Source organism: Halomonas huangheensis, assembly GCF_001431725.1.
GTDB classification, from domain to species: domain Bacteria; phylum Pseudomonadota; class Gammaproteobacteria; order Pseudomonadales; family Halomonadaceae; genus Halomonas; species Halomonas huangheensis.
This window is the reverse complement of the sequence record NZ_CP013106.1, coordinates 1,492,267-1,508,190: the sequence shown is the minus strand read 5'-3', so window position 1 is coordinate 1,508,190 and position 15,924 is coordinate 1,492,267. Positions and strand designations below refer to the sequence as shown.

At 53.4% G+C, this 15,924-nt stretch carries 11 protein-coding genes; 3 read left to right on the top strand and 8 right to left on the bottom strand.

The features are described from left to right. Nucleotides 1-81: 81 nt before the first annotated feature. The gene (locus tag AR456_RS06795) at nucleotides 82-1,257 is read right to left on the bottom strand and encodes a BaiN/RdsA family NAD(P)/FAD-dependent oxidoreductase (RefSeq protein WP_031208678.1); all 1,176 of its coding nucleotides are present in this window, start codon (nucleotides 1,255-1,257) and stop codon (nucleotides 82-84) included. 331 nt (nucleotides 1,258-1,588) lie between these two features. On the opposite strand from AR456_RS06795, the gene AR456_RS06785 reads away from it, so the two are divergent. The 3 genes from AR456_RS06785 (at nucleotide 1,589) to AR456_RS06775 (ending at nucleotide 6,591) form a co-directional block, all read left to right on the top strand. After that, the gene (locus AR456_RS06785) at nucleotides 1,589-2,743 is read left to right on the top strand and encodes an efflux RND transporter periplasmic adaptor subunit (RefSeq protein WP_236995548.1); all 1,155 of its coding nucleotides are present in this window, start codon (nucleotides 1,589-1,591) and stop codon (nucleotides 2,741-2,743) included. Beyond that, nucleotides 2,743-5,856, top strand: coding sequence for an efflux RND transporter permease subunit (locus AR456_RS06780; RefSeq protein WP_021820619.1), 3,114 nt, complete (start codon nucleotides 2,743-2,745; stop codon nucleotides 5,854-5,856). The genes AR456_RS06785 and AR456_RS06780 overlap by 1 nt, the downstream gene beginning before the upstream one ends. A gap of 171 nt (nucleotides 5,857-6,027) precedes the next feature. Then, nucleotides 6,028-6,591 (top strand): fasciclin domain-containing protein, encoded by a 564-nt coding sequence (locus AR456_RS06775; protein ID WP_021820618.1) that lies wholly within the window; start codon nucleotides 6,028-6,030, stop codon nucleotides 6,589-6,591. Between the two features lie 248 nt (nucleotides 6,592-6,839). Here the strand turns inward: AR456_RS06775 and AR456_RS06770 are convergent, their stop codons facing one another. The 7 genes from AR456_RS06770 to AR456_RS06745 form a co-directional block, all read right to left on the bottom strand. Then, entirely contained in the window at nucleotides 6,840-7,187 is a 348-nt protein-coding gene (locus AR456_RS06770; protein WP_021820617.1) for a DUF6404 family protein, read from the bottom strand. Nucleotides 7,188-7,407: 220 nt separating this feature from the next. Next, nucleotides 7,408-8,316 carry a tetratricopeptide repeat protein gene (locus tag AR456_RS06765; protein ID WP_021820616.1) on the bottom strand — a complete coding sequence of 303 codons (909 nt, stop codon included), beginning with the start codon at nucleotides 8,314-8,316 and terminating at the stop codon, nucleotides 7,408-7,410. Nucleotides 8,317-8,912: 596 nt separating this feature from the next. Further along, on the bottom strand, nucleotides 8,913-9,827 hold the full coding sequence (locus tag AR456_RS06760) for a tetratricopeptide repeat protein (protein WP_021820615.1): 915 nt from the start codon (nucleotides 9,825-9,827) through the stop codon (nucleotides 8,913-8,915). Nucleotides 9,828-9,837: 10 nt separating this feature from the next. Continuing rightward, entirely contained in the window at nucleotides 9,838-10,407 is a 570-nt protein-coding gene (locus AR456_RS06755; RefSeq protein ID WP_155829340.1) for a hypothetical protein, read from the bottom strand. 266 nt (nucleotides 10,408-10,673) lie between these two features. Next, entirely contained in the window at nucleotides 10,674-11,591 is a 918-nt protein-coding gene (locus tag AR456_RS20865; RefSeq protein WP_081694713.1) for a tetratricopeptide repeat protein, read from the bottom strand. After that, the gene (locus tag AR456_RS06750) at nucleotides 11,588-15,040 is read right to left on the bottom strand and encodes a T6SS effector BTH_I2691 family protein (protein WP_021820612.1); all 3,453 of its coding nucleotides are present in this window, start codon (nucleotides 15,038-15,040) and stop codon (nucleotides 11,588-11,590) included. Before AR456_RS06750 ends, AR456_RS20865 begins: the two co-directional genes overlap by 4 nt. After that, nucleotides 15,024-15,923 carry a DUF4123 domain-containing protein gene (locus AR456_RS06745; RefSeq protein ID WP_021820611.1) on the bottom strand — a complete coding sequence of 300 codons (900 nt, stop codon included), beginning with the start codon at nucleotides 15,921-15,923 and terminating at the stop codon, nucleotides 15,024-15,026. Before AR456_RS06745 ends, AR456_RS06750 begins: the two co-directional genes overlap by 17 nt. Between the last annotated feature and the right edge of the window lies 1 nt (nucleotide 15,924).

The following is a 15,924-nucleotide window of genomic DNA, read 5'->3' as shown; positions in this document are numbered from 1 at the left end:
TCATCATTCGCCGAAGTCGCCAGGCCATGGCAATCCAGTCGCAGATAGTTGGACGTCACTCCTTTTACAGCGACTGACTTTTTACAGCGACTGACCGCAAGCCACTGCCGACGCCCATGCCCACTGAAAGTTGTAGCCGCCAAGTTCTCCGGTCACATCGAGTACTTCGCCGATGAAACGTAGTTGCGGCAGGCCCTGAACCTCGAAGGTCTTCGATGAAATCGCCGAGGTACTCACTCCGCCCATGGTGACCTCGGCAGTACGCCAGCCTTCGGTACCGGCGGGCTTGAGCCGCCAATGGTTAAGGGTGTCCGCCCATTCCGTCAGGGCCGCGTTGGAGCATTCCGCCAGCACACTATCGTGGCCCTGCCACTCGACCAGTGACTGCGCCAGGCGCTTGGGAAAGCGCTCACCCAGCCAGGTCGATACCCGCCGTTTCGGGCTGTCCGTCCGTGCGCGAACCAACGCTTCGAGAGCGTCTTCATCGGGCAATAGATTGATGTCCAACTCGTCACCAGGCAGCCAGTAGCTCGATATCTGCAACATGGCAGGCCCCGACAGTCCTCGGTGCGTAAACAGCATCGGCTCGCGGTACTGGCCATCACGACAACGCACCTGAATGTCGGTGCTGACACCCGCCAGCGCTTCGGAGCGATCCTTCCAGTGCGAGGTCAGAGTAAACGGCACCAGTGCTGCGCGGGTATCCGTCACCTCGAGGCCGAACTGACGGGCAATGTCATAGCCGAAGCCAGTCGCACCCATTGACGGAATCGACAAGCCGCCGGTTGCGACCACCACTGCGCCAGCCTCGATGGTGCCTAGAGAGGTGGCAAGACGCATACCCTCGCCGTGCTCAACGAGGCGCTCGACCGAAGTCTTGAGGCGAATATCAACACCCGCCCAGTCGCACTCTGTCAGCAACACGTTCAGCAAGTCCTTCGCCGAATCGGCGCAGAACAACTGACCCGGGGCCTTCTCGACGTACTCCAGGCCATGACGCTCGACCAGTTCGACGAAGTGCTCCGGCCGATAGCGCTTGAGCGCCGAGATACAGAAATGCGGATTGGCGGAAAAGAAGTTGGCTGGCGTGGTGGCCATATTGGTGAAGTTGCAACGTCCTCCGCCAGACATCAGAATCTTCTTGCCCGGCTTGTTGGCATGGTCGATCACCAGCACCGAGCGCCCGGCATAGCCTGCCGTCAGCGCACACATCAGGCCCGCGGCCCCCGCGCCAATGATTACCACGTCGTACTGCATCGCCATGCTGCTACCCACCACCCGCGCCAATGAAAGGCGCCATGGTAGCAGACCGCATCAGCGACAGCCCGCGGCCGGTCGTTCGGAGACAATTACTGCTTCAAACACAGCATGTAGGAATCCCCCTACACCACCGCGACAACGCTGCGTTGCGGGAGCTCGAACATGTTGCGAAAAAACTGTGCAAGTCGGCAAAGATCACCCGCAGCCACCTTCTATTAAGGCATGCTACTTCTATACTGCTACGCTCGCTCAATGCCTTTACGCTGTTCAAGCTCGACGAACTGGGCACGTAGAAAGCCCAATATCATACGCTCGGAAGTCAAATGTCATGACTGTAGTCTACATTTCGCGCCTGCCTCGCAGCGGCAAGTCCCTCCTGCGTCACCACCGATGGTGTGTCGCGGCGATGCTGCTGTTCGCCTCTGCGCTGTCTACCACACTGCCTGCTCTGGCGCAGGAAATGCCGACTACCCTGCCCCCGACACCAGCGATCGGCGCCGAAGTAGTACGCCAACCCTGGTCCGACCCGCTGGAGTCTCTTGGCACCCTGAAGGCCAACGAGAGCGTGATCCTTTCGGCGACCGTGACCGAGATCATCAGCACGATCAATTTCGAGGGTGGCGAGCAAGTCAAACAAGGTGATGTACTGGTCCGACTGGATGACACCCAGGAAGAAGCCGACCTGCGTTCCGCTCAGGCATTGCGTCAGGAGCGTCAGAATGCCGTCAATCGCCTCACCCAACTACAGTCACGCAACCTGGCACCGCGCGCTGATGTGGAAGACAGCCGCGCTCAGTTGCAGCAGGTCGAAGCGGATATTCAATCGCTCGAAGCACTTCTGGCCAACTACACCATACGAGCGCCGTTCGATGGCGTGGTCGGGGTACGTCGGGTCAGTGTCGGCACCTTGATCACGCCTGGCACCGAGCTGGCCACTCTCGACGATGTCTCAAGCATGAAGCTCGACTTTCAGGTACCGGAGGTAAGGCTCGGTGTACTCTCACAAGGCTTGCCACTGAACGCCACCACTACCGCCTACCCCGATCAGGTCTTCGAAGGCGAGATCGCCACTATCGACTCTCGTGTTGACCCGGTCAGCCGCAGCATTCAGGTCCGCGCCGTGCTGGACAACTCCGCTGGCGTCCTCAAGCCGGGCATGCTGATGCGCGTCACCATCGCTCGCTCACCGCGTGAGGCATTGGTGATTCCCGAGTCTGCCGTTGTCCCCCAGGGCCAACGCAAGCGTGTCTGGGTGATTACCGACACCGAGCAAGGCACCATCGAACAGCGCGATATCGAAGTCGGTTCACGTCGCGAAGGTGAAGTCGAAGTCACCGCCGGTCTCGAAGCAGGTGAATTGGTAGTGACGCATGGTGCTGATCGCCTGCATTCTGCCGCGACCATTCAACTGCTCGGCATGGAAGACGAAGACACCAGTGTCAGCGATATCCTGCAGAGCCAACGCAGCGGGGAAGGCAACTGATGCGGTTATCGGATGTCTCCGTTCAGCGCCCCGTGCTGGCGATGGTTATCGCGTCACTGATTGTGGCCTTTGGCTTGCTGGCCCTTACCCGTCTGCCATTGCAGGAATACCCCACCATCGAACCCCCGGTGGTCAGTATTCGTACCAGCTACCCCGGCGCCTCGGCTGATGTCGTCGAAACTCGCATCACCCAGGTACTGGAAGAGCGCATCGCCGGCATTGCCGGTATCGAGGTGATCTCCTCGACCAGCCAGGACGGCAGTTCCAACATCAATATCGAGTTCAGTCTGTCCTCCGATATCGATGCTGCTGCCAATGACGTGCGCGACCGGATTTCCGGTGCCGCAGATAACCTGCCCGACGAAGCCGACCCACCCGAGGTGCGCAAGGAAGACGCCAACTCCGAAACGGTGATGTGGCTGATGCTTGCCGGTGATGGCTACACCACGGCCGAGCTGACCGATTATGCCGAACGCTACCTGGTCGACAGCTTCTCGGTACAGGAAGGGGTTTCCAGCGTGCGCGTGGGCGGCTCGCGTGAGTATGCGATGCGGGTATGGCTGGACAGTGATGAGTTAGCGGCGCGAGGGCTGACGGTTGGCGATGTCGAGGACGTACTGCGCGCCGAGAACGTTGAGCTACCTGGCGGCTCGGTAGAGTCTCAGGACCGGCAGTTCGTAGTGCGCTTACCGCGCAGCTTCAGCTCACCGGAAGACTTCCGCGAGTTGGTACTCGACCGCGGCGAGAACGACTATCTGGTACGCCTTGCCGATGTCGCCCGTGTAGAGCTGGGCACGGTCGAGGAACGCTCATTGTTCCGCGGTAACGGCAAGACTGTGGTCGGCCTGGGCATCATCAAGCAGTCCAATGCCAACGTCATGGCGCTCTCCAAGGCCGTGCGTGCAGAGATGGAGCGTGTGTCGCCACGCCTTCCCGAAGGCATGACGCTGACGCTCAACCACGACTCCTCAACCTTCGTTGCCAAGTCGATCCAGGAGGTGGTCTCGACGCTGATCATCGCCATCGGCCTGGTGGTGGTCTCGATCTTCGTCTTCCTCGGCAATATCCGCACCACGCTGATTCCCGCGATTACCGTGCCCATCACTCTGGTCGGTACCTTTGCCGGCCTCGCCGCACTGGGCTTCTCCATCAACCTGCTGACGCTATTGGCGCTGGTGCTGGCCATCGGTCTGGTGGTCGATGATGCGATCATCATGTTGGAGAACATTCATCGACGCATGCAGCTGTATGGCGAGACACCGCTGGTTGCGGCCTACCGTGGCGCCCGCCAGCTAGCCTTCGCGGTGCTTGCCACCAGCATGGTGTTGGTCGCGGTATTCGTCCCCTTGAGCTTCGTACAGGGAGATGTCGGCAAACTGTTCACCGAGTTCGCGCTGACGCTGTCGACGGCGGTGGCCATCTCCACCCTGCTCGCTCTGACCCTGACGCCGATGATGGCCTCGCGCATCCTGACCCCCAGCATGCATGAAGGTCGCCTCGCCCATTGGGTCGACTCCGGCCTCAAGCACGCCCAGGGCGTCTATCGCGGTCTGCTGGAAAGAGTACTCAAGCTACGCTGGCTGGTGGTGGTCGCGTTCTGCGCCATGCTCGGTGGCATCGCCTGGCTGTATCCGCAGCTACCAGCGGAATACACCCCACGCGAGGATCGCGGCACCTTCTTCGTGCTCGTCAACGGCCCGCCCGGCGCGACCTTCTCATGGATGGAAGACTACATGGATGAGGTCGAAGCCAGGATCATGCCGCTGACCGAGAAAGGTGAGGTCGAGCGAGTGCTGGTGATCTCCCCCATGGGGCGTGGCAATGTCGAAACCTTCAATTCTGGTTTCGCCATCGTCGGGCTTTCCGACTGGGAGGAGCGTCGCCCTGCCTGGCCGATCATGAATGAAGTCCGTCAGTCGCTGAGCCAACTCCCCGGCATCTCCGCCTTCCCGATCATGTCTCAGGGCTTCGGCGGCGGCAGTGAACAGGGGCTGCAATTCGTGCTCGGCGGTGGTAGCTATGAGCAGTTGGTGACCTGGCGCGATGCGCTGATGGACTATATCCGCCAGACCAACCCTAAACTGATCAACCTCGAGAGCGACTACGAGGAGAGCCAGCCACAGTTGAGCGTCAATATCGACTACACTCGCGCCGCGGATCTCGGCGTAACGGTCACCGAGATTGGCCGCACCCTGGAGACACTGCTGGGCGGACGCACCGTGACCCGCTTCACCGATCAGGGCGAGGAGTACGATGTGATCCTCGAAGCCGAGCGTGGCGCCAACCCCACCCCGGCAGCCCTCGACAGTGTTCGCGTGCGCTCGAACAGGACCGGCGAGTTGGTGCCCCTGTCGAGTCTTGTCGATATCGAGTCCTACGCCGGCCCCAGTACGCTCAACCGCTACAACCGCCTGCGTGCGATCACGCTCCAGGCAGACCTCGCCGATGGCTACTCGATGGGCGAGGCGCTCGATTATCTCGACCAGGCCGTCAGCGACATTCTGCCCAGCGGCGTGCAGACCGACGTCAAGGGCGCGGCTCGCGATTACCGGGAATCCACAGGTGCAACAACCTTCCTGTTGGTGCTCGGCGCCGTCGTCGTATTCCTGGTACTGGCCGCACAGTTCGAGAGCTTTGTGCACCCGCTGGTGATCATGCTGACCGTTCCATTGGCGATCGGCGGCGCACTGCTTGGCCTGTGGGCCACCGGGCAGACCTTGAATATCTATAGTCAGGTGGGGCTGGTGATGCTGGTAGGACTGGCGACCAAGAACGGTATCCTGATCGTGGAGTTCGCCAATCAGTTGCGTGATGAAGGTATCGAGTTCCGCGAAGCCCTGATTCGCGCCTCCCTCACCCGCCTGCGTCCGATCGTGATGACCTCAGTGACCACCATCGCCGGCAGCATCCCGCTGATCCTGTCCAGCGGTGCCGGTGCCGAAACCCGCATGGTCATCGGCACAGTGATCTTCACCGGCGTTGCCGCCGCGACCTTCTTTACCCTGTTCGTGGTCCCCGTTGCCTACGAAATCCTCGCCCGCCGCACCGGATCGCCCGGCGACGTGGCTCGCAAACTGGAAAGGGAACTGGAGAACTCACCGGACGCGCATTGATTGCCAGAGCCCCCAGCCTTATTTGGCTGGGGGCGATATCGCCACAAGCATTGGCCAGACCTGATGCATGAAGTTTTTTTGCCACCTTCTGCAACTTTCCCCCAACCACCTACGTAGCTGGGAAGTACGGGTTGCGACTACCACAACCCCTATCGAGGTGGAGAAAAGCTCATGAAACTGACAACCATAGTAGGGGCTGGCTTCCTTCTGGCCACAATGCCGACTGCAGCACTCGCCGCGAATAGCGAAAACCCCATGGTCGGGGGGGCAGAAATGTTCCCGGACAAGAACATTGTCGAGAATGCCTTGAACTCAGCAGACCACACCACCCTTGTAGCAGCCGTGCAAGCTGCAGGCCTCGCAGACACCCTGATGGGAGAAGGGCCGTTCACCGTGTTTGCGCCGACCAACGAAGCGTTCGAAAAGCTCCCGGCTGGTACGGTTGATGACCTCTTGAAACCGGAAAACAAGGACACGTTGGTCAATATTCTGACCTGCCACGTTGTGGGCGTGGACGCTCATTCGCCTGCCATTGGCCAGATGATCTACGACGATGGCGGCGAACACCCGATTACAACGCTCGGCGGCTGCAAGCTCAGCGCATCGCTGGGTGACAACGGCGAGCTTCTCGTCACCGACGAAAACGGCAATGTAGCCACCGTGCAGATCCCCGATGTCGACCAGTCAAACGGCGTCATTCACGTGATTGACACGGTACTGCTGCCGAAAATGTAAGTGACGAGATATACCCGCTCGGCTCGCCAGGAGATGTCACCCGCAAACTGGAGACCTCACCTGACGCGCAGTGAGAGTTGAACTCCCACCCCAAGGGCGCCCAAGGCGCCCTCGGGGTTCAGCAACAAGTTTTGCCTTTGGCCATGGAGATACTCCGAGAAACTCCCGGCAGGATGATCCGCGAGCAATATGCGTGGCGCTTCCCCTACTCGACGGCTTTCTCAGAACATCGCTAACCGTTGAATTGCCTACGGAAGATCATCCCAATCCGTAAGAGATAATTGCTTTTTACGAATATAATAAAATGACGCCATAAAGATGGCACCAGCAGCACCCTCGATAATCATCATCCTGATGAAAAACGACGTTCCCCAACTCACATTAAAGCCAGCAGAAATTCCGAAGCAGGTGACTATGGCAAGCATAATAAAGAAGTAAATAATCGTATTCTTAACAAATCCCTGATAATGAAAGGGAATTACCTTAATCCCTAACCCCCTGCATATCCGAAGAATCGGAGGGTCATACGTAAACTTCCATACGCCTTTGTCTTTAAGCTCCTGATGAGCAGCTTCCAGTTTGCTTTGGTATGACATGACATTCCTTATCATAAAAAGATTTCCACCCACATTATGGAGGAAATACCCCATTAGAGAAACACAGGACAACAGCGATACATTTCCCGAACCGCCAGGACGGCCATATCCATCCAAGCCGCCTCATCTGACACAGGGTCTTGAACAACCTCGCCCCCCCTTTACCGCGAAGCAACAACTCATTCCAGCGATAATGGATGCTAGTTCAAGACTATCTACATTACCTATAACGATAGCCTTGGGAATTTGGCATGGAAATACCGTGTTCTCTCTGCCATTCGCCAGAGAGGCGTACGGCTTGGTCGATTTGCTCTGGGGACATCTGATCAGATAACCGTTGCTTATCGGGAGTTCCCGCAGTACCGCGAAGGTCATAATACTTATATGCTTGGACGAGATCTACGTCAGTACCAAAGCCTTCTTCATGCATTTTGGCTAGCCCGCTCAATCCCAAGCTAACGTTCCCATATCTCATATTTTCCACTCGAGATATCCAACTAAAAGCAACGTCATCATTCTTTTGTACACCTAACCCTTCATGATATATCAGAGCTAGTGCAACTCCAGACTCCACATCACCTAGTGATGCAGACCTTTCATACCACTCTCGGGCAAGTCCATAGTTCGTCGGAAAGAAGTCCCAACTTCCTCGGCCAAAATAGTCTTCAGCCAGTGCACTTTGGGATTTTATATACCCCATTCCTGCTGATGACTCCAAGTACTCTATCGCAACTTCACGGTTTTCTTCCCCACCCCATTTGCTATACACTTGAAATAGAGGATAGCCTGCATCAACAACTCCCAAGCGCCACGCTTTTTTCAAAAGTGACAGTCCTTTTTCATGATCAGGCGAAATTTCATATCGAGAATTCTCTGAAAAATAAAGCATCCCTAATAGCATGGCCGCATATGCATCGCCGTTATCTGCATCACTCTCTATTTTGGAAACTAAAGAATCACCATATACATCTTCTACTGTCGCCCTTGGATCGTTATTATAAACCTTTCCCGGCACCTCCATTTCAACAAAGCTACTACTGTCATTTAATGCATCTCCACCATCCTTCTCACACCCTAGAAAAGTCATGAAAACAAAAACAATCAAAACTACCTTCCCAAGAATACTCATCCCTAAACCTCATTGAAAATATCTCTATCAAGGGGCCACCATGCACTCCTAACGAATCAAAAGTAACAGTCAACTCGACACCGACCCAAGCTTTCATTTTACACATTTTATAGATTTTAACTCTATATCCGCCACCATCTTTCGACACCTACCCCACCGAGCCGGAAACTTCCTCGGACGTTGAAGATTTAAAATCACCACTTTTATTGAATTTTTCATAGAGTTCATCAATTAGAGACACTGTCCTCAACTCGCTTCATGCACTCAACTCAAGCCCCAACTCCATAATATTCAAATCTGGCACAGTGACTTCGATCTTGATTTTCTTGGCATTGAACCTTCCACTCTCCGCTATATCAAAGGAAGGCGATGCCCTCCGGCAGCAGTATCGAATCAGATATTGGGTGGCAACGCTACCGCCAGCTCAGCGCATAGCACTGATAATGCAGTATCTATGCGCCAGGCCTATTGAAGAGGTATATCAATTGATTCGAAAATACAGCTTTTCACTAGGTAGGTATGATCGAGTCCACTCCATCACCGCTGAGCAACGGCACATTCCAGCGATGATGGATTCTAGTCCAAGGCTGTCTACTTTACCTATAACGATAGCCTTGGGAATTGGGCATGGAAATACCGTGTTCTCTCTGCCATTCGCCGGATAGGCGTACGGCTTGGTCGATTTTCTCTGGGGACATCTGTTCCGATAAACGCTGTTTGTCGGAAATGCCAGCAGTTCCCATTAGGTCGTAGTATTTGTAGGCTTGCACCAAGTCAACCATTGTTCCAATACCATTCTCATAGCATGAAACCAGCGCATGGAAAACTATTGCATCGCTCCCATAAGGCATTTCTTCCGATTTCTTCACCCACTCAAAAGAAACATCATCATCCACATCAACACCAAGTCCTTCGTGATATATTTTTGCTAGCGCTATTGCTGAACCTCTACCCCCTTGTTCAGCAGATTTTAAAAACCACTTTCTAGCTAGATCGTAATCAGTCGCCAAATAATCTCTATCACTTCTGCCAAAGTAATCTTCTGCTAACTCAATCTGAGAAAGGAGAAACCCCATCTCAGCTGATGCAGTGAGATACTCAACGGAAAGACTAATATCTTCATCCCCTCCTTTACCTTCACCATACAATATATATAGTGAATATCCAGCATCCACAACCCCCATTCCCCACGCTTTCTCTAAAAGCTCTCGAGATTTAGAAGCATCTACGTCAATTCCATCGCGAGGAAAATTTGCATAGTGGAGATACCCGAGGAGGTATGTTGCATATGGATCTCCACCCTCAGCATCTTCAACTACCACTTCAACCGGAGAATCCCCATACTTATCTTCATAAACCCTTGCCTTAGGGTCATTTTCATAGACCCTACCTTCCACAGACATTTCTACTATAGAGTTATTTTCTTTATCAAGCTCATCCCCATTTGAGCTCTCATTACACCCATAGACAAAGAACAAAAGAAATATATAAAAAATTAACTTATAACGCATATAACCACCCTCAACCACCCAAGCTCATAGAAAACTCATCACTCTTCACATCATGAAGAAGAGAAAGAACAACTTCGAGAACGACAAGTTCATTAGCAACATCATTTGAAAAATATTTTTCTATGGATATCTTGTATTTCCCATCACTCTTTGAAACGCGCTCCCCTTGCCTGTCCCCGTTTCCTCCACGGTGATTATCTTGAACTAGCCCCTCACCTTCAGACTCTTTTCTATAAGTGTAATCAAACAAGTCTCGACTATCGAAACTCCCTACAGTAGCTAAAGTCAATCCCAGTTCCATATGGTCCAGATCCGGTACGGTGACATTAATCATGATTTTCTTGCCATGCACTTTTCCCTCGAGGGAATACATCACATCCATGGCACCATGAGCGACCACAGCCCCTTGTGGATCTGCAGAACTGGAGTTTTCGTCATGGGCACGAGTATCTTCCATCATAGTCGGCTGCCAGGTGAAATCGACGGTCAGTCCGCCAAACACCATATCCAGTGACCGCACTTCGTGGTTGGAGTCATCAAATGGCTCGATCTGTCCCAGCCCTCGTCCTGAGTTGCCCACGGAAGAGCAGTCTACCCTGCGCTATATCAAAGGAAGGTGATGCCCTCTGGGAGCAGTATCGAATCAGGTATTGGGCTGCAACGCTACCGCCAGCTCAGCGCATAGCACTGATAATCCAGCATCTATGCGCCAAGTCCATTGAAGAGATATATCAGTTGAGTCGAAAATACAGCTTTTTATCAGGTAGTTATGGTCAAGCCCGTTCCATCACCGCTGAACAACAACACATTCCAGCGATGATGGATGCCAGTTCATGGCTGTCTATTTTACCTATAACGATAGCCTTCGGAATTGGGCATGGAGATATTATGCTCTCTCTGCCATTCGCCAGAGAGGCGTACAGCTTGGTCGATTTGCTCTGGGGTCATTTTTTCCGCTATTTTACTCTTATAACTTCCCCCAGCCGTTCCTAGAAGATCATAATATTTATATGCATTAACGAGATCCACATCTGTCCCCACCCCCTCTTCATAACAATAAGCCAACGCATTAAAAACTATTGAATTCGCACCATATGGCATATCCTCTGATCTTGATGCCCATTCAAATGCAGTCTCTTCATTTTTTTCCACACCAAGCCCTTCATCATATATTTTTGCTAAAGCAACAGCAGATTCTCGATCACCTTGAGATGCTGCTTTAGCATACCATTCTCTAGCTTTTTCATAGTCGGTGTCCAAGTAATGAAATAGACCTCGACCAAAATAATCCCTAGCCAACTCACGTTGTGACTTCAGGTATCCTTTCTCTGCTGACTCCTGAAGATAATAGAGAGCTATTTCCGAATTCTTTTCTACGCCATTTCCTTGACTATACACTTCGAAGAGGTCGTACCCTGCATCTACAACTCCCATCTCCCAAGATTTTTTCAAAAGCTCTAGTCCTTTAGAAAAATCTTGATCAATATCATACTCTGGGTAGTCATTAAAATATAGAACCCCGATAACATATGTTGCATATGCATCACCATTTTCCATGTCACTGAAAACAGCATCTATTGAAGAGTTCCCGTAAACATCCCCATATATTGAAGAATTAGGATTCACATTATATACAGAACCCTCAACATCCATTTCAACAACTTTCCCACCACCATTTACCCCAGAGTTTCCTTCCTGCTCCCCACAACCGTGAAGCAATAAAAAGAAAAGAAAAAAAACAAATAAAGAACAGAACCTTCTCATTTCTCAAGCCTCAAAATAAAAGCATCATTTTTTTCTTCATGGCCATAAAAAACACTTCTAAACCTCACCTCAAAACTGGCAAAGTCTATAATATCTCCATAGCCATAGGACTTTTCCATAGAGAGTTTATACCCCTCACTATTTCTTGATATACGTCCCATTTCACTTCGATTAGACGTAGAATTCCTATCTGGCACAAGTTCGCGCTCACCATCATCTTTCTTATAGGAGTAACTAAACAGCTCACCACCACCGAGTCCGCCGCCAGTAGTTAGCGCTATATCCAACTCCATACTTTCCAAGTCTGGCACAGTGACTTCGATCTTGATTTTCTTGGCATTGAAATTTCCACCCTGCTCTTGAATGGCTATTACAGGGTAACCACTCGCAATGCTGCCCGTTCCCGTATTGGGCCGCATGTGCGGCATAAGATTGCTGTCTTCTCCCATCACGGTGTCTTCCCACAACAGGCTAACGGTGAGTCCAGCAAACACCATATCCAGTGACCGCACTTCGTGGTTGGAGTCATCAAATGGCTCGATCTGCCCCAAACCTCTTCCTGAGTTGCCCACCACCAGTCTCAGGAAGCAACGGTTCAACCAGGTACTGCACGCCAGCGGCACCAACGCCTTGTAGGCATTGGCGAAGTATCCCCCCAGCAGTGCCAGAGCGAGCCCACCCAACAACGCAGGCCAGGTGGCGAGGAAGCCTACGGCGATGCCAATGAGGGAGAAGGATGCTTGTATATAGCTGCCGGTTACCTCGATGGGAACACCGCGCTTTCTGGCGGTTTCTGCGGCGGAGAGCTTGTTGCCGGCTTCATATAGGGAAAAGAACACCCCTGCGTACTTGGCGCCTTGTGCAGTGACGACCCATTGTCGGCTACTGGTAAAGCCCCATGCCGCCGCTCCGCTGCCGGCAACGGCCTGATTCCTCCGCTCGACGATCGCTTTGGTGAGCCCCATGCTAGCCCCCGAAAAAGCGATAAACGCACCAAATATCTTGAGGTTATCGTTGTTATCGCCGGTCTTGCTCCACTCCTGACCAAGTGCAATAACTGCGCTGACAAGCGCCAGGCTGCTTGCCGTGACGGCGCGAACCTTCATGGCATCCAGCACATCACTGGCGAGCTTCGTCCCTGACTTGGTGATACCCAGATACTTGTTACTCTGATTGCTATCTGCGTCGTCGTCACTGCTCCTGTTGACGTCCAGGAAGCCCAGAGACATCGACGCCGGAACAATAACCTCCAGGGTGCCATCGCCATCGAGCGTATTGAGGGAGAAGTTTCCGCCGGACCCGTCGGAATAGTGCATCGCCCCGCTTTCATCAGGCCGGGGATGGCCACGACGCACCGCATCTATCTGCCTTGGCAGACTCTCCAGCCACGTGTAGTAGTCCTGCTTCTTCAAGGTCAGCCGTTCGATGATTGGCAGCTCAGCGCCATCAGTGAACATATCTGCCTGGCCCATTGTCATCAGCTGCAGGTAGCGGGTGAGGGACTGCAACGCCACCTCACCGTTTTTGCGAGAGCTTGCTGACGCCTCACCGCCTTCAGAGGTAGCCTTCATGGCCTCCAACGCCGTCTCGCCCATCGCCAGTGCCGAGAATGACCCAGCCAATGTCTCAATCAGCGACGATACCGACTCCTGGTAACGCTCCTCCAGCGAATTTTCCGAGACATTTTCCACACTGGAACGCAGCGAAATGAACTCGCTCTGCCACTCCTTCAGCTTGGCTTCATCGAAAAATGCCTTGTCCGACAGAGACTGACGATCCTGCAAGGCGTGTGCATGCAAGTTGCTCATATTGCCAAAAAGCGCGCGCCCCAGCGGCGATGTCTCAGTGTCAAGAGCCTTGGCCAGTTCTGACCATAGATAGACACTCGCTGAAGAATAGATCCCTCCCGACAACGCGCTGGAAACAAGGCCACTGAGCCCGAGGCCATAATAGTAATCCGCGTCTTGCTGGCTATAGCGCTCCGCCGCACTGGCAAGGTGCTCCAGAACCCAGAAGGCGTAGTCTTCATCCAGAGCCGTTATCAACTTCTGGATGACGTCCGCTCTTCCGTTATAGCCTCCCCAGTCATCATCGGGGCCTCCATTACGGAAAAGCGCCAACCTCTCTTGATCGTAATGGTCTCCCATCTCCCTGACGAAGTCGGCCAGCTTGACATCCGCATGCGATGTCCGGGCCTCGGTTTGCCTCTCGAGCCTATTGTTCAACCAGGCGTTCTGCTCGAGATACCACTCTTTCTCTCGTTGATATCTAGCCAGCGCATTTTCATCGCCACTGGCACGCGCCTCGTTGATCTTCTCTTCTATGTTGGCCAGCCCCGACTCATACGCGGCATCCTGGTTTTCCAGATACTCCACGGTATCTTCACTAGGGGCTGTACTGTCCAGATAGCTATTTCTGAAATTTTCCTTGAAAGCGTCGACCGCATGCATGACCGTCAACTGGCGTCGGTTATCCGAGCCGTCTTCACCAAGGAACTCCTTCATGATTTCCAGCGGCTGCTGGCGATAGCCGTTCAGTTCCTCGATGATGCCCAGCTCATCCTTCACTGCCAGAATCAGCCCTCGACCCTGATAGCGGTCACTCGCACGTGACAACCGGGTATCCATGGCCTGCTGCATATCCTCGCGGCTGAACAGGCGCCGATCAGGCTGTGTCGGCCAGAACTGCAACTCCATGCCTGCCGCCCCATCACTGTATTCCGCAACCAGCGAGAGGTCTTCCACGCCATAGGCGTAGGGAAGATCATTACCATCCACCCAGCTTTTGAGATCGATTTCCTGCATCACTCGATCACGCAGCTCAGGCGTGGTACGCAACTTGTTCAGGTGCGCTTCAGACCATGGGTGCTCGGTGAACGCATAGTAGAGTTTTCCTTCATTCTCGACAGTAGGAAGTGCAATCAGAGAGGCGTTCAGTGCCTTGAAGCTTTTCTCTTCCTCGGGGGCACCACCGCAATCAAATTCAGCATTCTCCGGTGTGGGGGGCACATCATTGATGCTGAATTGATAGAACATGCCATCTGCCTTCACGACATAGGCAAACCAATTGAAGGGAGCAGTGGCGGCATCATCGAGAATATAAAAATATCCCGGCCGAAGCTGACGAAGTACATATTTAGTGACACTGGAGTCTGTTGCGTCGGGATAATATTGCTTTATCCTGCTACCGCTTTCATCACCGAGTAGGGATCTGGAGCTTTCCTGTCCATCGACCAACGACTTGTCGAGCATGACGTCGGTGAATTCTCGCACACGTGAGGCAGGAACTTCCGGGATATCCTTGTTTATTCCTGTCCGCTCACATATCGCGAGGCGAACGGGAAGTATTGGTAACCCTTTTCTCTCGCAGAGAGGACACTTCGAACCAGCCCTCCTCGAGTTGCTCTGAGATCTTATCTGTTCGCGTGCATTCTTATATGTGTCGGACATGGACGTTCTCCCTGCATTCCCTGGCAATCAGTTCCCAATCCTCATCTTCCAGACATTCGGTGACCATCGAGTAATCTCGCTCACCACTCATCGACCTGAGCAGCCGTTGAATCCTCGGGTGCTGATGAAACTCCTTACCTGTCAGCAGCCCATGGATGGCAAAGAGGGAAATATCATCATATTCATGAAGACCATAGCCTTCAGCGGCACCCATCAATTGATCAATATCTGCCGGTGATGCGAAATACCCATTCTCGACGCCCATTGAGTTCCACAACTCAAGGATGTGATTGATATCAGCGATTCTCTTGATCGCAAACCATTGCTCTTCTGTTAATCTCAGCCTGCCGAGCCCCCGCTGCTCCTGATGCGGAGACAGTTCCTTCAACTGCTGACGATGGTTGAAATACCACCAACTATCGATTGGCCCCAGCAAACGCGAGAGTTGCAATGGGTCGAGAATATACTCGAGGCGTTCCAGCACCCGTGGGTCATGGAACCGCAATAGGCACGCCTTACCCTGTGGACTCATCACGGTGAGCTGCCTCTGCATGTAGGAGACAACACTCCGTAGGTCCGCTCGTGTTGCAATCCAGCCACAGAAGGCTACAGGCTGTATCCGGCTGTCAGGCAGGGACTTGAACTCCCGAGACACCGAGGCACGCAACTCACTGGCGGTCATCGGCACTGGCTTAAGGTACATACGCTTTGCCAGCGGATCATCAAAAAAAGGATTACCAATCACACCGCACTGTTCCAATTGTGCAGTAGTCAGCGCTCGATCAGATCCATTCGCCGGGTTGATCAGGCAATAGAGGCTGTCCGCACGCTCTCGGCGGTCCAGCCACGCCAGCAATGGCTCAGGGGATACTGCACGGTCCATG